Source organism: Haloarcula sp. CBA1115 (assembly GCF_000827835.1).
In the GTDB taxonomy this organism is placed as follows: Archaea; Halobacteriota; Halobacteria; order Halobacteriales; family Haloarculaceae; genus Haloarcula; species Haloarcula hispanica.
Genome location: NZ_CP010529.1, coordinates 2,234,561 through 2,252,917 on the forward strand (window position 1 = coordinate 2,234,561; position 18,357 = coordinate 2,252,917).

Sequence of the window (18,357 nt, forward strand, 5' to 3'; positions counted from 1 at the left end):
GCCGGACGCCCGGAGTACGGCTATGGAGTGGAAACTGTTCGCACACCTCCGGGACGCGGCCGACGGCCAGTCGGTCAGCGTCGATATCGAGGGCGAGGCCACGGTCGAAACGGCGCTCGATGCGCTGCTCGCGTCGCGACCGGCGCTCGCCGAGGAGGTGCTCGACGAGAACGAGGAGTTGGCCGACCACGTCCGGGTGCTCGTCGACGGCGAGGACCCGTTCGCCGCCGGTGAGGGGCTGGCGACGGCAGTCGACGAGGAGACGGAACTGGCGTTGTTCCCGCCGGTCAGCGGCGGTTGATACGGCTCGTCGGAGCGGTTTTCGGGTATGTGTCGACTTTGGAGCCGGCACTCTCCCGAAACAATCTTCGACAATCCGTATAGCACGACCTGTCGTCTGTGTCAGCTTTCCAGCGCGCCCGCCACCGTCACGTTCGAGATGACGATTCGCACGCCGTCCTGATACTCAGTATCGAGCGTCACGTCCCAGCCGTGGGTCCGGGCGAGCATCCGCAGGTTCGGGAGCGTCATCCCGGCTTCGGCGTCCGGCATCGCACCGCCGTACTCGAAAAAGGCCTCCGCCGCTGTTTCGCCCGCCGGGGTTCCGTCGTCGGTGATGACGATCTCGTCGGCCTCTCGCTCGACGGTGACCGTCGACGCGTCGTTGTGGGCCGCGAACGTGAACCCACTCTCGAAGAGGTCCCGCAATCGAGTCGGATCGGCGATTATCTGTCCCTCCACGTCGGCCGCCATCGTGAGGCCGTTCGTGTCGGCACGGTCCCAGGCTCCGTCGATGACCGGCTGGAGGTCGACAGCTGTCGTTTCGTCGATTGTCTGCCCGTGTCGGGCCAGCGTCGCGAGTCCGTCCACGATTTCGGACATCCGCTCGGCTGTCTCGGACGTCGACTGGAGGGATTCTTTCGCCAGACCGACCTTGCCGCGGTCTAGAGCGTCTCCGGCGACGGAGACGCGGCCGGTGATTATCTGGAGCGTGTTCAGAAGCTCGTGTCTGATCGCGGTTGCGAACCCCTCCAACTGCTCGTTCTGTCGGTCGAGTTCGCGGCGACGTCGCTCGCTTTCGGTCACGTCGGTGAACACGAGCATCCGACCGATGTCGACCTGCCCCAGCGAAAACGAGGTGTCGCTGACGAGGTAGTACTCCGTCCCGCCGTTCCGGTTCCGTTCGAGAATCTGCTCGTCCGTTTGCAGTATCTCAGTGACGGCCGGCAACACTGTGTCGAGCTGCTGCCCGCGGCTCCCGGCCAGCGCCGGGAAGAGCCGCTGTGCCTCGCCGTTAGACTCCTTGATGTAGCGGTCATCGTCGAGATATACGACAGCATCGTCGACGCCATCGGTCAGTTGCACGGCGAGAAACGCCTCGTCGTACACGTAGAGGACACCGAACGCGAACAGTGCGACGCCGAGCGGCTCGTGATTGATGTCGAGCAGGATGTCGGTGACGAACCCGACGATGTCGAACACTACCGGAATCGCCGTGACACCGACGAGAACGCCCAGCGGACGGGTGTCGTAGTCCGCTTCGAGGAACAGTTCGAACAGCATGAAGAAGCCGACGGTGACGAGCGCGTAGGAGAGTCCCGTCACCACCCAGTGAAACACGCCGTGTGTGATTGCCAGATGCGGGAACGGCTCAGAGACGAACTGCGTGGCGAAATAGAGCCCGTGAAGCGGATTGGTCAGCTTCACCGTGACGATACCGAGGTACACGCTCACGGCGACCACACGGTATAGTCGGTTCCGGTGGAACGCCCGCCCGGTGTACGCCGAACAGAAGTACAGCCACGCACCGACCGTCGCGAGACCGACGATGAGGCTGCCGAGGTAGAACGCGTATCCAAGCGTCCCGGGCGTGATCAGGAACCCGAGTTGCAGCGCCGCCCAGCCGCCGCTACAGAGAAGGAGTCCGACCATCCCGCGGCGGGTATCGGGATCTTCCATGCGAGTCGCTCTGTAGAGCCCGACGCCGCAGCCGACCGCCGCGAGGCCGTACGCCGCGACGTATACGAGAAATGCCGGCGAACTCCCAACAAGATCCATCTATCGGTGACTGGGCGTGTATCTGAATGAGTGTTGCGTCCGCGTTATCGGTTATGATAACTCTCCGAGGCCGTCTATCTCGAACACGAAGTCCGGGCGGCCGTCGATGTTCCCGCTGGCGTACGCGGCCTGGGCCACATGGCGCGGTGTCTCGGGGATGAGGACCCGCGTCCCGTCAACGCCGAGCGTAGCTGCGTCGGCGGCTATCGCAGTGAACAACGCCCGCGCAGCGTCGACGTCGCTCCACACCCCGACAGCGTACTCCGCGAGCCGTTCGCCGTCAGCTTCGGTCGTCCGGACGCGACACGCCAGGCCTCGTGGCTTATCCCCGACGGTCAGGACCGCCTGGTCAGTCGCCAGCCGGTCGAGCGTGTCCCGCGTCAGCGTCGAGAGCGCCCAGCTCTCCCCGCTGTCGAGCGCGAGCCCGGACAGGACGTCTCGTCCGTCGCTCTCCTGCCAGTAGCGCCACGCTGTCGCGGGGTCGTTTCCGACAGTCATCCCGGGCGTCTCGTCCCGTGGCTCGGGGTGTACCCAGCGGAACGACGTGACCGCCTCGAAGCCAGCAGCCAGCGACTGCCCGAGTCCGGCCTCGTTCCAGGAAAACACCATGCTTCGGCCGACTGACGCGCCGGCATCGGCCGCCCATTCTATGAGGTGGTCGGTCAGCAGCGACCCCAATCCCTGCCCTCTGTAGTCCGAGTCTATACGCATGCCCTGAAACCACGCCTCGGTCTCAGTGAGCATGACGGCCTGCGCGAGGCCGACGGCGTGACCGTCAACATCGACGACGAGGGTTTTCCGGTCCGCGCCGTCGTCGTCGACCCAGTCACGGAACACGTCGGGGATGTAATCGGCCATCGCGCGGTCGGCCCAGACATCGCTTGTCAGTTCGACGATATCGTCGTAGTCGTCGTGACGAGCCGTCCGAACAGTCGGCGACATACGGGCAGACTCTCCCGCGACGGTGAAAAAAGGGTCGCGTCGATTCGCCAGCCGGGAACGGCCCGTCCCGCCGAGGCTACCACACCGTGTTCGGTGCTACAGCCACGGCGTCGAACGCTGCTGAATCTCGCCGGCAAGGGGTTCCTGCATGGCGTCGGCAACGTCGTCGCTGTTTGCCAGCGCCCACATGAGCTTGACCTTCGCTGTGCCGGGGAGCATGTCCTCGCCCTCGATGACGCCGGCGTCGAGCAAGTCCCGGCCGGTGTCGTAGACGCGGTCACAGACCCGCCCTTCGAGGCACTGGCTGGTCATGACAAGCGGGATGTCGAGTTCCTCGATGGTCCCGATCCAGTCGGTGTTGACGTGGCCGAGCCCGGTTCCCTCGATGACGACGCCCTCGCTGTCCTCGGCGGCGGCTTCTAGCAGCGACGGGTCCATTCCGGGGGAGAACTTCAGGAGTTCCACGTCTGTCTCGATGTCGTCGTGCAGCGCCAGGTCGACGGCGTCCCGTTCGGCGTATTCGCGGTGGAACGTAACTGTGCTCTCGCCGTCTATATCGTAGTCGACCTCGCCGAGCGGCTTCGCGCCGACCGTCTCGAAGGCGTCCCGGCGCGAGGTGTGGTTCTTCCGGACGCGAGTGCCGCGATGGAGCGCACAGCGGTCGTCGGACTCGTCGGCGTGCATACAGACCAGCACCTCCGCGCAGTCGCTCGTGGCGGCCTCGACGGCGGAGACGGCGTTCATCACGTTGTCCGAGGACGGTCGGTCCGCCGAGCGCTGGCTGCCCGTAAAGACGATGGGGACCGGCGTGTCGAGCATGAACGACAGCGCCGACGCGGAGTACTGCATCGTGTCGGTGCCGTGCATGACGACGATGCCGTCCGCGCCGACCTCGATTTCCTCGTGGACCGCCTGCGCGAGGTCCTGCCAGACTGCCGGGGTCATGTTCTCAGAGAGGATGTTGGCGACGACGCGGCCGCGGTAGTTCGCCATCCCCGCTAGGTCCGGCACCGCCCGAAGCACGTCCTCGGCGTCGAACTGGGCCGTCACCGCGCCGGTGCGGTAGTCGACCGTCGAGGCAATCGTGCCGCCGGTGGAGATCAGCGAGACCGTCGGGAGGTCGTCGTCGAACTCGATGGCGGACTGGCTCTGTTCGTCTTGTGCGCTCTCGACGTCGTACACGTCCGATTCCAGCACGTCGACGGACGCGTCCTCTCGGTCGATGCCGACGTTGTACCCGCCGTCGAGTTTGACGACGAGGTGGTCGGGCGTACTCGACGGGAGCACCACGCCCTCGTAGGTCTGGGCCGCGCGCTCGACGCGGACCCGGTCGCCTGCGTTCATGCGCGGCACTTTCCGCCGGTGGGACTTGAACCCACTCGTTTCGGCGAGCGCTCTCAGCCACGCGCCGGATCTGGCGACCGGCCGGCGGTTGGGGCGCTCGCCGCGGCTCTGGTCCGGGATATCTACGTCCGTTACTGCGAGTTACAAACGCTATCAGACCACAATGTTATCCCACTAGACATTCTCCTAACAAGTATGGCAGACAACAAGAACGGCCGTGAAGCCCAGGCCCAAAACGAGGAGCGCCGCCAGCGGGAGCGCGCTATCACTGAGGAACTTGAGCGGGCGGACGAACCCGAGCCGCCGGTCGATCCGACGGAACTCGCGTACTTCGAGACAGAACTCGAATCGCTCGAATTCCCGGCGACAGCGGCTGACGTGGTCGCTACGGTCGGCGATCACGAAATCGAGTCGGCCGACGGGACGTACACTGTCGCGGACCTCTTGCCCGATGCGGAGGTCGAGTCCTTCGAATCGCCGGCCGAGGTCCGGACGCGGGTCCAGCGGCCGACGGTAGCCGGGGCGATGAAACGCGTCGTCGAGGCCGCCGACGAACACCAGAGCGCGTCCTTTGGCGCCTCACAGCGCGACGGCTACGAGCGGACGTTTCGGGAGCTGCGGGCTATCGACGCGGATGACGACGACGAGGGTATCCGGGCCATCGCCGACTGGATCATCGAGCGCATCCACGAGAAAGAGACGCTTCCCGGGTCCCGCGACGTCCGCCGACAGGCGGCGAAGTTCTGCCGGTCGAACGGCTACTCGGTTCGCAACGACGAGTGGCTCGGTATCTGAGCGACACACCACTGTATCCCTGACTGCCGGCGGCCCCCACAAGGACCATACTGCTCGCGGTCACACACTCTATATGGCCGAACGAACCGAGGAGCGGACCCGCGACGCGGACGCAAAATCGGGCAGTGACCTCGGCGTCGATGTCGGCGTGACGGAGTCAGCGGAGACGGACGTCGCTGTCGGGGAATCGCGCGATGCGGAGTCTTCTGTCAGCGACTCCACCACCAAAGACAGTGGGAGCTACTTTTCGCTCCGAGCGCTGTTGTTCGCCTTCGGTGCGGTCGGCGGTGGGATGGTGCTCGGCGGGCTGATACCGCTCGTCCCGTTCACCGAACTGGTCGGCATCCTGCTTGGCGGATTCGTCTACGGACTGCTCGCCAGCGAGCGCCGATACGCCGAACTGGGTCTGGCGGGCGCTGTCAGCGGCGGCGCAACGGCTGTTCTGTCCCTCCTCCCACAGCTCGCCGCGGGACTGAACGGCACCAGACTGTTCGCTATCGCTGGCGGGGTCGGCCTCGTGCTCGCGCTTGTCGGGCACTACTTCGGCCGCGACCTGCGGAGCGGGCTGACGAAGGACTTGTGATTCCGCTGACTGCATATTCCGGTTAGTACCGGGGCCGTGGCTGCTGCACTCGCTAAACTGTATTTCACGATCCCGTCGTTCCGTATGCAGTATATCCTACTCTCCCGCCAAGTTATAGCGATGTCTGATGTCGGTACCCCCTGTTTACGAGAGCGACAGACCGTAGCAGTTTCGACGCGAATGAACTCTTTGTCACGTAATCTTGGTTGTCACGGTCTTGTCAGTCAACCCCAATATAACGGCATATGTCCAGAATAAAGTGCTAGTTCTGGGTAGATATTCCGTCTTCTGGGTTTTCACACCTAGTATCTCAGGTTGATAACGCTTATAAATCTCGTATGTAATCCCAGAAATAGAACGCATGGCACCAGAGACATACGGGCTCATCAGCCTGTTTCCGGCGATGCTCGCCATTGTACTGACGCTGTTCACTCGCCAAGTACTCCTCTCGCTGTTTGCAGGTATCTGGATCGGTGCGACGGTACTGGTTGGCTGGAATCCGGCCGCCGGAGCCGCCCGGAGCCTCCAGTTCGTCGTGGATAACGTGACCGAACCGTTCAACGTCAAACTGCTACTGTTTACGTTCCTCATCGGGGCAATGCTGGGGATGATCTTCCTCTCCGGCGGGATGAACGCGCTGGCGTCACAGATGGTCAAGCGCATTCGGACCCGCCGGCAGGCGGCGCTTGGCACGTCGCTACTGGGAATGACCATCTTCGTCGACTCGTACGCCTCGACGATGATTACCGGGTCGGTCATGCGCCCGATCACCGACAAGTTCGACATCAGTCGCGAGAAGTTGGCGTATATCCTCGACTCCACCACTGCACCGACCGCGTCGATATCAGTCGTCTCGACGTGGCTCGGGTTCGAAGTCGGACTCATCGCCGAGCAACTGACCACAATCGGGGTGGACCGAAGCGCGTTCCTGCTGTTCCTCGAATCGATTCCCTATCGGTTCTACAGTCTCCTTGCGCTCGCAATGGTCTTTATTATCGTCATCGCGGACCTGGACTTCGGCCCGATGGCGAAGGCCGAACGCAGAGCCAGAGAGGAGGGGAAAGTCCTCGGCGACAACGCGGACCCGCTGATGGAAACACAGGAGGACGATATCGTGACGCCCGACCACGTCGACCCGCGGTGGTGGTACTTCGCCGCGCCGATCGCCGCACTCGTGGGGGTGACCGGGTTCTCGCTGTATTACTCCGGCGGCGGGTTCGCCGGGCGCAGTCTCACCGACGCACTGTCGAACGCGGCCACCGCGGACGCCATCGTCTGGGCCTCGTTTTCGGCCTGTCTGGTCATTCTAACAATTCTGGTCGGGCACGCACGCATCGCGGTCGACGAAGTGAGCGACGCCATCTTCGAGGGGTTCAAAATGGTGATGTTCCCCGTCGCGGTGCTCTCGCTCGCGTGGTCTATCGGCGCTGTGAGCCAGGCACTGGGTGTCGGCCCCTACGTCGTCGCCATCAGTGAGGGGATTATTACGGCCGGGATGCTGCCCGCTATCATTTTTCTCAGCGCCGTCATAATCAGCTTCAGCATCGGCACGTCATGGGGGACGATGGGTATTCTGTTCCCGGTCGCGATCCCGCTCGGACACGCGCTCGGCGCGCCGCTGGCACCGGCCATCGCGGCGATCCTGACCGGTGCGCTGTTCGGCGACCACTGCTCGCCCATCTCCGACACGACGGTGATGTCGAGTATGTTCGCCGCGAGCGACCACGTCGACCATGTGAACACCCAGATTCCCTACGCAGTGCTGGCCGGCATCGTCGCAACCGGGCTGTTCCTGATGGCCGGCTACGGTGTCCCGGCGTACATCGCACTCCCGATCGGACTGGCCGCTGTCGGGTCTGTGACGTACCTGCTCTCGGAACAGCTGTCGGTCGAGGTTCCGAGTTCGTACGGGTCGAAAGCGGACTGAGACGGTCCGCTGTTTGAACTACTGTTCTGTTCAGACGATTTCCCAGCCGTCGTCGGTCCGTTCGACCACGTCGTCCTCTGCAAGCCGAGTGAGCGCTTCCTCGACGATTTCCGGCGGGGCCTCGATCTCTCGGGCCAGCGCCGGAACGGTATCGATACCGTTTGCGAGCCCGCTGACCAGTTCTGCGTACAGTCGTCCGTCGCCGTTCGCGAAGCCGGAGTCGATGCGGTCCCGTACGTCGGTCATGCGGGCCTGCACCCATCGCTGGGCCAGCGACAGTTCGTTCTCTAGCTGCTGGAGATGCTCCAGTTCCCGCGCCAAGTCGTGAAAATCCCCGTCGGACGTGGACCCCACGTCTATCGAGAGATGGCGACAGGAGGGCATCTCGAACTCGGGGTTTGCCGGGTAGGCGCTCTTGGTACCGAACTCGTAGGGAGAGACTCGGACTTCCAGGCGGAGATTCCGGGCGATAGAGAAGTACTTCCGGCGCTGGTCGTCCGTCCGGGAATCGACGAGCCCGGCGTCTTCGAGCTTCTGGAGGTGGTCGATGACCGCTTTCGGGCTGACGCCGATGTATTCGCTGATTTCGGTGACGTAGCAGGGCTTGTGTGCGAGGAGTTTGAGAATCCGCCGGCGGTTGGCGTTTCCAAGGAGATTGAGTAACTCGGCGGAGTCCATCGATACGTAGGTAGCGGGTCACGGTTCAAAAGCATGACTCTCGTCGGGCGGTTTACTGGTGTCTCCCGGCTACGTTAGCAGGTCAATCCACGACATGCTCTGTGAGCCGCTGTTCCCGTTCCCCTGGCCGCTTCCGCCATTACCGCCCTGTCCGCCACTGTTCCCTTGCCCGTTATCGTTTCCGCCGTTATTCGCGTCGCCGTTGTTACCGCCGGACGCGCCGCCAGAATCATCAGCACCGTTACTATCAGAGGTGTCCTCAGCACCGTCACTGCCAGAACTCCCGTCAGAGTCATCGGAACTGTCGTCAGCACCGTCACTGCCAGAACTCCCGTCAGAGTCATCGGAACTGTCGTCAGCACCGTCACTGCCAGAACTTCCGTCAGAGCCATCGGAACTGTCGTCAGCACTGTCGTCCGAGTCCGATGTACCGGCTGAATCATCCTCCCCACCACTGTCGGCTTCATCTGAACCGCTGTCGTCTCCTGCGGTATTGTCGCCGCTGTCATTGCCGTCCCCATTCCCGTTGCCTCTGTCGTTGCCCTGTTCAGCCCCGTTTCCCTGTGTGGACTCCCCGGTTTCGTTTCCGCTGTCGTCAGGCCCGTCGTCCGGTGGCCCCTGGTCGCTCTCGTTTCGTTGTTGTCCGGGGGCGTCAGCAGGCGGTCCCTGTTCACTCTGGTTTGCACCCCGTTCGGACGTGTTGGCTGGTGGTCCCTGTTCGCTCTGGTTGGTCCCAACATCGTCCGGCGGTCCCTGCTCACTTCGATTGACTCCGGCGTCGTCCGGTGGTCCCTGCTCACCTGGGCCGGCGGTCTCTGGTGGTCCGGCGATGCCGCGAGCAATCGACGAGACCTGCTGGCCGGAGAGCTTGCTTGCGTTCTGTTTCAGCCGCTCCAGTGCGGTGTCGTTCACACCGGTCTGTTCGGCGGCCGTGTCGGTGTCGTTAATCGCGGTCTGTAGGCCCGCGATCTCCGCCGTGAGGCGGCTCTGCTGAGCTATGTACGCCTGCTCACTGATGTTTCCGTTCTCGTATCGCTGTTCAAGCGTGTCGTTGCGCTCCTGAAGCCGTTCTAGCCGGCGTTCGAGCGAGCCAGCTCGCTCCGTGACCAGTTCGGCTCGTTCAGTTCCGTTCGATTGGTTGTATGCCGACCGCCACATCCCGTTCTCGACCGTGTCGTTCGCGGCGGCAGAGTTCGACTGGAGGAACGCCGTGAGTTGCGTCCCCATCCCGCTAGTAGAGTCGTTCTGCGTGGCCACTGTCTCCGTCGCGGTCTCCTGCGCTGTCACGGCCGGGAGGCCGACAGCGACAGTCCCGACGATGACCAGCACTGTGAGGAGCGTGGCCTGGCGTGGGCTCATTCCTATCCCTACTTCTGCCCTCCCACATCAAAAAGAAACGCCTTCGTTCGTGTCGTTCACAGACACTTGAAACAATCGTAGATAGTCCAAGAGCGTTTAAGCTGTCTTCTGCACCGGTTCGACCATCGGCAGTAGCCGCCAGGCGATCGCTACCGACAGCACCGAGAGCGCGACGGTGGCGAGCGGTAACACGAGGCCTGGGTCGTACCGCAACGGCGGATGATAGCCGAAGCCGTAATCGAGTATGTCGTTACCGAGTGCCAGCACCAGCGCAGTCACGAGCGCACCTTTCGTCGTGCGGGCGTAGTGCGGGACCAGCAGTCCCTCGGCAACGAAGCCGAGGTGGGTAACGATGATGCCGAAATACGCCCACGGAGCCGGGAAGTAGGCGTCGAAGCCGATGTTTAACGCCACGACGGTCCACAGCCCCATCTTGATCAGCCAGACCAGCGCAACGGTGTGGAGGTACGCGAGCGGCACCGTCAGCGGAACCTCGTCGAGTGACTTACCGAGGAACGGCAGAAGGGTAGCTACCGATAACGTCATCAAGAATAGCGCAGCCGGTGAATCGGCATAAAGTGGCCAGAGAAACGTCGACACGTCGGGCATCGTTTCGACGTAGAACCGGACGCCGACGAGCATCGCGACGGCGTTGACGACCAGCAGCCACACGAGACTCGGCGTCTGTTCCAGATAGTACCGCGCATATCGACGTGGCAACGGCCCCCGCTGCTCGCTCATAGGTCGACTCGGGGCCGGCCGTGGCATAGCCCTGTCGGACAGGAGCCGACACCGCGTCGTCCACCCACTGAGTCCGCGCTGTTTGCACGACGGCAAAAGGTTGCCGGCGAACACTTATGTATGTCAATGACACACATCCAGATGCACCGATGTTCGAACAGTTTTCGCGCGGATACTACCTCGGCCGTCTCTACGTCGAACCGAGAGACGACGCGGCGGCCGCGATGTGTCGCGAGCAGCACGAACGAGTGAACGAACAGTTGTACGCCTCCGGCGAGGGGGTCGAGCGCACAGACTATCCGCTGGTAATGAAACTCGGCTCCCAGCACTTCGCCGTCCACGGGGACGAACAGGTCCCGGCGGACACACTCGTCGTTCCCGAAATGATGTTAGAAGACGCCAACGTTCGGAACCCACCCAGCCTCGAAGAAGTGTTCCTGGCGAAAGCGGACCACGCCGCACAACTGCTCTCTATCTCGGAGGGGACGCCGACACTTCCCGATACCGCAGTCTGATGGCGTAGCATCTCCGCTCTGGTGGCAGTCTCCGCTTTCACTGAGCGGGCAGAAATTGGGGGACTTCTCGCGGGCCGGTATAAGTAGGTTATACGCTTAAGCTACAGAGCAATGCGGTCAGGTGGCTACTATCTACCTGTATGTCACAGCGGAACTATGCAGACGATCAGGACAGAGCTACGGAATCCAAATTCTACCTCCCCGCAGGGACCACCCCGTCGTCCGAAGCCGGCTGGTTCGAGCGTCTCTGGGCCGTGCTGTTCAATCATCGCGTCTGAACCATCGATGTGCGGGACTGTGCTGAACAGTGGGGTGATTTCTGATCGGGTCTCCCAGGCTGACCGGCTCGTATCGACGTGCAAACCCTGACCGCAGTCCCGTGCGCAGAAACCACGACCAACCGACCCAGTTAAGCTACCGCACGGCTACCGTTATAACGCCTACTTGTCCGCGTTAGCGCACCAAACCACGATACAGAACAATGACCGATATCACGGCGGTCGTCCGAGCCGAGCACCCGGACATCGTGCTCACGGAGACCGTTACTCACGACCGCAGTTCGAAAGTCAGGTCGGTGTCAGAGGCGGGAACAGACCCGACCTCGGGGAAATTCTTCTATCACATCGAATCGTCCGATTTCCAGCAGTTCGAAGACGGATTACGGAACGACAGTACCATCGGCGAATTCGAGCGAGTCATCGAAACCCGAGACGACGAGGCCATCTACAGCTTCGAGTACACGGACGAAGCGAAAATCCTCTCACCTGTAATTTCCTCCGCGAACGGTGTCATACTCGACATGGAGAACGACGGGAGTGCCTGGATTCTCACAGTGTGGATGCCCGACCGAACGGATCTAGTTCACCTCTGGGACTACGCACAACAGAACGGGATTGATATCGATTTACTGCGCGTGAACGAATACGCCAGTTTAGGGAACACCGACGCCGGGTTGACCGATAGCCAGCGAGAGGCGCTCCTCGTCGCATTCGAAACAGGGTATTTCGAAGAACCGCGGAACGCGACCCTCAGCGATGTCGCCGCGGATCTCGATATCTCTCAGCCGGCTGCCAGTGGGCTCCTCCGACGCGGCATCAAGCGACTCATCATATCGTCACTGCGTGATGACAGCGAAACGCCAGATTGACTGACGGCTCCTCGGTGCAGTGGCGGTCCGGGAAGTCACTTTTAAGCCCGTCCCCGTCCGCCATCCAGTCGATGCTTGACCGGTTGCTGGGCAGAGCGTCGCTGAAAGAGCGGGTGGCCGAACTCGAAGAGGAGAACCATCACCTCGAACGACAGCTCGACGCCGAGAAGGAGCGCCGCGCCGACGCAGCGACCGAGCGCCAGCGGGCCGAGGCCGAGGTCAATCGGCTGGAGGACCGCGTCGCCGAACTTCAGGACCGAGTCGAACGCCTGCAAGACGAGGAGGGAGAATCGACGTTCCGAGCCGAGGAAACGCTCAGTCGGGCGCGACTGAGTGAGGTCCTCGACCGGCTGGAATCCGTCGAGACAGAACCAGAGGGGGTCTTTACCGCCTACGTTGATGCGGAGCGCTCCCTGCCGGGTCCAGTCCGGGACGCCTTCGGTGACCGCGCGTCGCTGGTCGCCAGCGCCGCACCGTGTCTCGCAGTCACCGACGACGCCGGCCTCCTGTCGGCGTGTCTGTCCGTCCCCGCGCCGCCGTCGCCGTTCACCGGGTGGGCCGACACGGTCCAGCTGGAGCGGTCGTGGTTCGAACCGACCGGCGAGCACGTCGTCGCGCTGGTTCGCTCGGACCTGTTCGCCATGGGCGAGTACGACGGCCGGGAGCAAACTGCGTTCCACGGGTTCGACTCGGAGCTAAAGAGCCAGCACTCCAAGGGCGGCTTCTCACAGAGCCGGTTCGAGCGGCTCCGGGACCAGCAGATCGACTCCCATCTTGACCGCTGCCGGGCCGCTATCGAGGAGGTGTCCCCCGACCGGCTGTACGTCGTCGGCGAGGGGTCGGTTATCCACGAGTTCGAGGACCTTTCGACGGCGATGAAACCGGTCGACGCGACTGGGGAGCCCGACACAGCACTTGACGATGCCGTCCGGTCACTGTGGACCGTTCGGTTGCGCGTGCCGTAGTTTGGGCCCTGTTCATTCCGGCACCCTCGGTGCCGGTTCCGTAGCTTTTTCGCGGGGCGGTGATTCTGTCCGGCCATGGCCGTAGCCATCTTAACACACGACGCCTTCCCCGACCGAGCCAAAACGGCCGTCGGGCTGTTGCGGTACGGTGACCGGGAAGTACGAGCACTCGTCGACCGCGAGCGGGCCGGCCAGCGCGTCCACGACTCGCTGCCGGACGTACAGGACGCCCCAATCGTCGCGTCGATGGCCGACGCACCCGACGTCGACGCGCTCGTCATCGGCATCTCGCCCATCGGCGGCGAGTTCGACGAGTCCTGGCGCGCTGACGTGCGAACGGCGCTCGAACGCGGCTGTGACGTGTACTCGGGACTGCACTACTTCCTGGCCGACGACGAGGAGTTCGCCCGCCTCGCCGCGGAACACGACGCCGAACTGCACGACCTCCGAAAGCCACCTGAGGACCTGACTGTGGCGGCGGGGACCGCCGGCGACGTGGACGCGACGGTCGTGACGACCGTCGGCACCGACTGCTCGACGGGGAAGATGACCGCATCGTTCGAAATTCGCGACGCGGCGCGGGAGCGCGGCCTCGACGCCGCCGTCGTCCCGACCGGTCAGACCGGCATCGCCATCTCCGGCCGGGGCATCGTCGTCGACCGCGTCATCGCCGACTACGCCGCCGGCGCTGTCGAGCGACTGGTCGAAGCGGCACAGGCGGCGGACCTCCTCGTGGTCGAGGGTCAGGGCGCGCTTGCCCACCCGGCCTATTCGGGCGTGACGACGAGCATCCTCCACGGGTCGGCTCCCGACGCGCTCGTCATGTGCCACGAGGCCGGCCGCGAGGCGATTCACGGCTACGAGTCCTTCGACATTCCACCGCTCCCCGAGTACGTCGACATCTACGAGCGGCTGGCCGCGCCTATCTCGGACGCGTCAGTCGTCGCGGGGATGCTGAACACGCGCCATCTCGACGACAGCGAGGCCGCGGATGCTGTCGCGGGGTACAGCGAATCCCTCGGCGCACCGGCGACGGACCCCGTCCGCCACGGCGTCCCCGACGAGGTGCTGGACGCCATCCTATGAATTGGACTGTCGACCGCCACGACCTGCCGCTGTCGAACCCGTTCGGCATCTCGCGGGAGACCAGCGAGACCAGCGAGACCGTCGTGGTCGAACTCACCCACGAGGGAACCACCGGCATCGGGGCTGTCACGCCGTCGGCGTACTACGACGAGAGCGCGCAGTCAGTGGCCGAAACGCTGCCCTCGCTCTGTGAGACCGTCGCCCGCATCGGCGACCCGCACGCCCAGCAGCGTATTGAACGAGAACTCGGCGAGCAAGCGCCGAATCAGCCTGCTGCCCGGATGGCACTCTCCATCGCCGTCCACGACCTCGCCGCTCGAAGCCTGGACCTGCCGCTGTACCGCCAGTGGGGACTCGACCCTGACGCTGTCCCGCCGACGACCTATACGGTCGGCATCGACTCGCCCGAGCGGATGGCCGAGAAGGCCAGGAAAGCGGCGGGCAACGGCTTCGGCCACCTGAAGGTCAAACTCGGAACCGACGACGACCGGGCGCGACTGGACGCGGTCCGGGACGCGGCCCCCGACGCCGAGGTACGCGTCGACGCCAACGCCGCCTGGACCGCCGGGGAGGCTATCGATAAGACTGCGTGGCTCGCCGACGCCGGCGTCACGATGCTCGAACAGCCGGTCGAAGCCGACGACATCGACGGCCTCCGCCGCGTGACCGACGCGACCGATATCCCCGTCGCTGCCGATGAGTCCTGCGTCACCGCGTCGGACGTGCCACGGGTCGCCGACGCCTGCGACATCGTCAACGCCAAACTGGTCAAATGCGGCGGGCTCCGGCCCGCAACCCGACTGCTCAACGCCGCCGACGCGCACGGTCTCGACTCGATGCTCGGCTGCATGGTCGAGTCAAACGCCAGCATTGCCGCGGCGGTCCACCTCGCGCCGCTTGTCGACTACGTCGACCTCGACGGGGCGCTCCTGCTGGCATCGGACCCCTACGCCGGCGTGCCGCTTGACGGTGCCGTGTTCGACCTCGCTGCGGTGTCGGCCGGCACCGGTGCTCGGCGGGCGCGAGACGCGTAGCTGTGAGACAGTACCGATAAAAATTCGGTTCGGAGTATTATGTGGCCCGTTTACGCCGACTCGACGGCGTCCAGCAGTTCGTCGTAGTCCGGCTCGTTGGTCGGGTCGTCGGCGACCCAGCTATAGGAGACTTCGCCGTCGTCGTCGACGACGAACACGGCGCGGTTCGCGACGCCGAGCAGCCCGAGGTCTTCGATGTCGATTTCGAGGTCGTAGTCCTGAATCGCCGACCGGCCCATGTCGCTGACCAGGTCGAACTCCAGACCGTGCTCGTCGCGGAAGGAGTTCAGCGAGAACGCCGAGTCGGCGCTGAGGCCGAGCACCGTCGCGCTGGCGTCGTGGAAGTCCCCGAGATGCTCCTGCAGGGCCACCATCTCGTTGGAGCACGGCGGCGTGAACGCACCCGGGAAGAAGGCGAGCACGACCGGCCCGTCGCCCAGGTGGTCGCTCAGTTCGAAGTCCGCTACCTCACCGTTCGCGATTGTCGCCGAGATGTCCGGCGCTGTGTCGCCTGTGGATACCATCACCCGAATATAACGGCGTCACCCGAATAAATACCCGCCATCCGGCAGGGTTGCCGACTCCTTGCCGCCGTGGGACTGGTCGCTTACAGCCACTCCGCAAAGGAGTGGTGCTCGCGGCTCGCCTCGATGTAGTCCCGCTGCATCGACTGGATGGCCGTCGAGAGGTCGTCGCCGGAATCGAGGGACTGTCGAACCCGGTCGATCTTCCAGTCGCTCGGGGTCATGCCGGCCTCGTAGCGGGCTTCAATCGGGTCGAGATACTCGTCGATGCGAGCCTCGGGCACGCCCTGCTCGGCCAGCCCCAGACGGGCGTACTCGAAGATTTCGTCGTAGATCTCGTCGTGGTCGGCTGTTCGCTCGCCCTCGGCTGTCACCCACGAGAGGTCGGCCTCAGAGCCGTCCTGCGCGGCGCTGTAGAAGCTCCGCCTGGCCTCCTGCCAGGGCAGTTCCGCGGCGGGATGGTCGGCGACGACCAGCCCGCTGATGAGACCAACCGTCAGCGCCTGCAGTCCGATCATGTCTTTGGCATGGGGCTGGGTCGGCAGCGGGCGGTACTCGATGCGGAGCGACTTTTCGGTGCTTGCCCCGTCGACGGCCGCGCCGCCGACGACACAGCGGAGCCAGCGCCAGTAGGTCCCGCGCTTGTGGTCGAACTCCCAGAACTCGTCTTTGAACGCCGTTCGCTCGTCGTCGTGCAGGAACTCCCGCAGGAACGGCGCGAACAGGTCGTCGTCAACGACGCGACCGACGACATCCGTCGTGTCGTCGAGGTCCCGCGGGACCCGCACTTTCGGGTTCTCGCTGGTGTTGACCGACTGCTCGAAGGCCGCGATGCGGAGTTCGTGATGGGTGTTGTCACAGAGCCACTCGCCGTCGGTGTCGTCGTACATGTCCGCGGGGAGGAACGGCGAGTTCACCGAGAGCGCGAGCAGCGGCCCGAGCGTCCGTATCGCGGCGTTGTAGTACTCGGGGAACGCCTCGGCATCCGGAACCTGAAGGTGTGGCTGGATCGAGGTGGCCAGCGACTCGAACAGAATCGTCGGGAACGACCCGCTGTACCCCGGCACGTCGAAGTCGATACTGCCGCCGGCGTGGTCCAGCGCCTCGTTGTCCAGCGCCACGTATCTGGGAGCCTGCCGCATGTTGTCCGCGAGGACGACGCCGTCGTTCGTCTCGTGCGCCGAGAGGTACTGCTCGCTGCCCTCCTCGGGCGGGATGGTCCACATCGCGTCGAGGACGAGTTCGCAGTTGTGCTTGCTCGCCTGCTGGCGGGCCTGTTTCGTCTGCATCTCCACCGCCGTCGTCTGGACCTCCATCCCGGTCTGGTCGAAGCTGTTCGGTTCGGTGTTGACCTCGGCGTTGTGCAGGCCCAGTTCCTTGTTGGCCTCGCCCTCGAACACCACGTCGGGCAGGCGGGTCAGCCGCCCCTTCCAGTCTTCGGGGTCCATGTACGGCTCGTCACTTTCTTCCTCGACTGACGACTCGACGGCCGGTTCGGCCTCCTCCTCCTCTGGCGTCTCCGGTTCGTCCTCGGCCAGCGGGCTGTCCGGGTCGATGTCGAGTGACGGTCCTTCCCCGGGACCGAACGAATCCTCGGACTCGGCAGCGGTTTCGCCGGCGTTCTGGTCCAATGACTCACCGCCGGCGGATTCTAGCGGGTCGCTCTCGTCTGGCTCCAGCGACGGGCCGTCACCGTTTGGTTCCAGCGATGCGCCACCGCCGCCTTCTGGCTCCGCCGTCGCGTCGAGTGAGCCGCTCCAGGCCGCCCCGCCCGATCCGCTCAGGTCGTCGTCGAGGTCTTCTTCGGCGACCCCCTCGTCGTCTGCTTCCTCGTCTGGCTCGGGTGGGTCCGGCTCCGCGTTGATGGCGTACAGTTCGATCTCCAGGCCGACGGAGAACGCTTCGTTGTCGAACTCCCCGGCCTCGATGGCTCTCCGGAGCTGCATCGCCTGTTCGTCGACCCGCTCAGTGAACTCGGCGGCAGTGTCGTCGGCGAGCGACCGGGTCACCAGGTCGACGATATCGTCCATGCTCGGTACTGTGTGGGCTCTTCCACTATAAGTGACCCGTCGTGTGTCTCCAGCGTTGATACCCGGTGTTACTCGAAGAGATCCTCGTGGCGGGCCGCGAGGTTGGCGTAATCGCCGGAGCTGAACGCCTCGAACACCTCGTTCGGGTCGATTGTTGTCTCTGACAGCGGTGTCACCGTGGCCGGGCTCCCACGGACGAACGACTCCGCAGGAACCTCGTAGCCCGGCGGGACGACCGTCCCCATCGCGACGATGGAGCCCTCGCCGATGGTGGCGTCGCTGACTGTCGAGTTGAAGCCAACGAGCGCCCCGTCCTTGACCGCTGCGTCGTTGAGGACGGCTCCGTGGCCGACCATCACCTTCTCGCCGACGGTCGATGCGTGGACGATAGCCCCGTCACCGATCGCCGATTCGCGGCCCACCTCGACGGGCGCCACGTCGCCGCGCAACACGACGCCGGGCCAGACGTTCGCGTTCGGGCCGACAGTGACGTCGCCCACCAGCGTCGCCTCGCGGCTGACGTGGGCGTATCCGTGGATGTCTGGCGTGGCTCCCTCGAAGGTGTACTCTCGGCTGTCCATACTGCTCCCATCGTGTCGGCGGCTCGAAAAGATACCGGTCAGAACGGG

The 18,357-nt window shown here is 64.2% G+C and carries 19 protein-coding genes; 10 read left to right on the forward strand and 9 right to left on the reverse strand.

What is annotated here, in order from left to right; translation table 11 throughout:
• The first annotated feature begins 22 nt into the window (after positions 1–22).
• Positions 23–301: a ubiquitin-like small modifier protein 1 gene (locus SG26_RS11170; protein ID WP_014039622.1), complete on the forward strand. Its 279-nt coding sequence runs from the start codon at positions 23–25 to the stop codon at positions 299–301.
• A 101-nt stretch (positions 302–402) separates the two neighbouring features.
• Here the strand turns inward: SG26_RS11170 and SG26_RS11175 are convergent, their stop codons facing one another.
• The 3 genes from SG26_RS11175 to gatD form a co-directional block, all read right to left on the reverse strand.
• Positions 403–2,058, reverse strand: coding sequence for a histidine kinase N-terminal 7TM domain-containing protein (locus SG26_RS11175; protein ID WP_079980822.1), 1,656 nt, complete (start codon positions 2,056–2,058; stop codon positions 403–405).
• Positions 2,059–2,109: 51 nt separating this feature from the next.
• On the reverse strand, positions 2,110–3,000 hold the full coding sequence (locus SG26_RS11180; protein ID WP_014039624.1) for a GNAT family N-acetyltransferase: 891 nt from the start codon (positions 2,998–3,000) through the stop codon (positions 2,110–2,112).
• A gap of 96 nt (positions 3,001–3,096) precedes the next feature.
• Complete coding sequence (gene gatD, locus SG26_RS11185; protein ID WP_050037600.1) at positions 3,097–4,344, reverse strand: Glu-tRNA(Gln) amidotransferase subunit GatD; 1,248 nt, start codon at positions 4,342–4,344, stop codon at positions 3,097–3,099.
• A 195-nt stretch (positions 4,345–4,539) separates the two neighbouring features.
• On the opposite strand from gatD, the gene SG26_RS11190 reads away from it, so the two are divergent.
• The 3 genes from SG26_RS11190 (at position 4,540) to SG26_RS11200 (ending at position 7,649) form a co-directional block, all read left to right on the forward strand.
• Positions 4,540–5,139: a hypothetical protein gene (locus tag SG26_RS11190; protein ID WP_050037601.1), complete on the forward strand. Its 600-nt coding sequence runs from the start codon at positions 4,540–4,542 to the stop codon at positions 5,137–5,139.
• Between the two features lie 73 nt (positions 5,140–5,212).
• Complete coding sequence (locus SG26_RS11195; RefSeq protein WP_050037602.1) at positions 5,213–5,722, forward strand: hypothetical protein; 510 nt, start codon at positions 5,213–5,215, stop codon at positions 5,720–5,722.
• Positions 5,723–6,083: 361 nt separating this feature from the next.
• The gene (locus tag SG26_RS11200; RefSeq protein WP_014039628.1) at positions 6,084–7,649 is read left to right on the forward strand and encodes a Na+/H+ antiporter NhaC family protein; all 1,566 of its coding nucleotides are present in this window, start codon (positions 6,084–6,086) and stop codon (positions 7,647–7,649) included.
• Positions 7,650–7,679: 30 nt separating this feature from the next.
• On the opposite strand, the gene SG26_RS11205 is transcribed toward SG26_RS11200, so the two are convergent.
• The 3 genes from SG26_RS11205 to SG26_RS11215 form a co-directional block, all read right to left on the reverse strand.
• Positions 7,680–8,327, reverse strand: a complete 648-nt coding sequence (locus tag SG26_RS11205; protein ID WP_014039629.1) for a metalloregulator ArsR/SmtB family transcription factor — start codon at positions 8,325–8,327, stop codon at positions 7,680–7,682.
• A gap of 69 nt (positions 8,328–8,396) precedes the next feature.
• Complete coding sequence (locus tag SG26_RS11210) at positions 8,397–9,686, reverse strand: hypothetical protein (RefSeq protein ID WP_050037603.1); 1,290 nt, start codon at positions 9,684–9,686, stop codon at positions 8,397–8,399.
• Between the two features lie 96 nt (positions 9,687–9,782).
• Complete coding sequence (locus SG26_RS11215; protein WP_050037604.1) at positions 9,783–10,427, reverse strand: DUF1405 domain-containing protein; 645 nt, start codon at positions 10,425–10,427, stop codon at positions 9,783–9,785.
• A 149-nt stretch (positions 10,428–10,576) separates the two neighbouring features.
• Here SG26_RS11215 and SG26_RS11220 point away from each other — a divergent pair, with 149 nt between their 5' ends.
• The 6 genes from SG26_RS11220 (at position 10,577) to SG26_RS11240 (ending at position 15,174) form a co-directional block, all read left to right on the forward strand.
• A complete protein-coding gene (locus SG26_RS11220) occupies positions 10,577–10,942 on the forward strand; it encodes a DUF5802 family protein (RefSeq protein WP_050037605.1) in 366 nt (121 codons plus the stop codon).
• 140 nt (positions 10,943–11,082) lie between these two features.
• Complete coding sequence (locus SG26_RS21145; RefSeq protein WP_154020794.1) at positions 11,083–11,220, forward strand: hypothetical protein; 138 nt, start codon at positions 11,083–11,085, stop codon at positions 11,218–11,220.
• 203 nt (positions 11,221–11,423) lie between these two features.
• Entirely contained in the window at positions 11,424–12,089 is a 666-nt protein-coding gene (locus SG26_RS11225; RefSeq protein WP_008310652.1) for a helix-turn-helix domain-containing protein, read from the forward strand.
• Positions 12,090–12,160: 71 nt separating this feature from the next.
• The gene (locus SG26_RS11230) at positions 12,161–13,054 is read left to right on the forward strand and encodes a Vms1/Ankzf1 family peptidyl-tRNA hydrolase (protein WP_050037606.1); all 894 of its coding nucleotides are present in this window, start codon (positions 12,161–12,163) and stop codon (positions 13,052–13,054) included.
• A gap of 75 nt (positions 13,055–13,129) precedes the next feature.
• Entirely contained in the window at positions 13,130–14,140 is a 1,011-nt protein-coding gene (locus SG26_RS11235) for a DUF1611 domain-containing protein (protein WP_014039633.1), read from the forward strand.
• On the forward strand, positions 14,137–15,174 hold the full coding sequence (locus SG26_RS11240) for a dipeptide epimerase (protein ID WP_050037607.1): 1,038 nt from the start codon (positions 14,137–14,139) through the stop codon (positions 15,172–15,174). Before SG26_RS11235 ends, SG26_RS11240 begins: the two co-directional genes overlap by 4 nt.
• Before the next feature lie 50 nt (positions 15,175–15,224).
• Here SG26_RS11240 and SG26_RS11245 read toward each other — a convergent pair whose 3' ends face one another.
• The 3 genes from SG26_RS11245 to SG26_RS11255 all read right to left on the reverse strand — a co-directional run bounded on the left by SG26_RS11245 (position 15,225) and on the right by SG26_RS11255 (position 18,309).
• A complete protein-coding gene (locus SG26_RS11245; RefSeq protein WP_050037608.1) occupies positions 15,225–15,698 on the reverse strand; it encodes a redoxin domain-containing protein in 474 nt (157 codons plus the stop codon).
• Between the two features lie 83 nt (positions 15,699–15,781).
• The gene (locus SG26_RS11250; protein ID WP_050037609.1) at positions 15,782–17,728 is read right to left on the reverse strand and encodes a hypothetical protein; all 1,947 of its coding nucleotides are present in this window, start codon (positions 17,726–17,728) and stop codon (positions 15,782–15,784) included.
• Positions 17,729–17,796: 68 nt separating this feature from the next.
• The gene (locus SG26_RS11255) at positions 17,797–18,309 is read right to left on the reverse strand and encodes a gamma carbonic anhydrase family protein (protein ID WP_014039637.1); all 513 of its coding nucleotides are present in this window, start codon (positions 18,307–18,309) and stop codon (positions 17,797–17,799) included.
• Positions 18,310–18,357 lie beyond the last annotated feature (48 nt).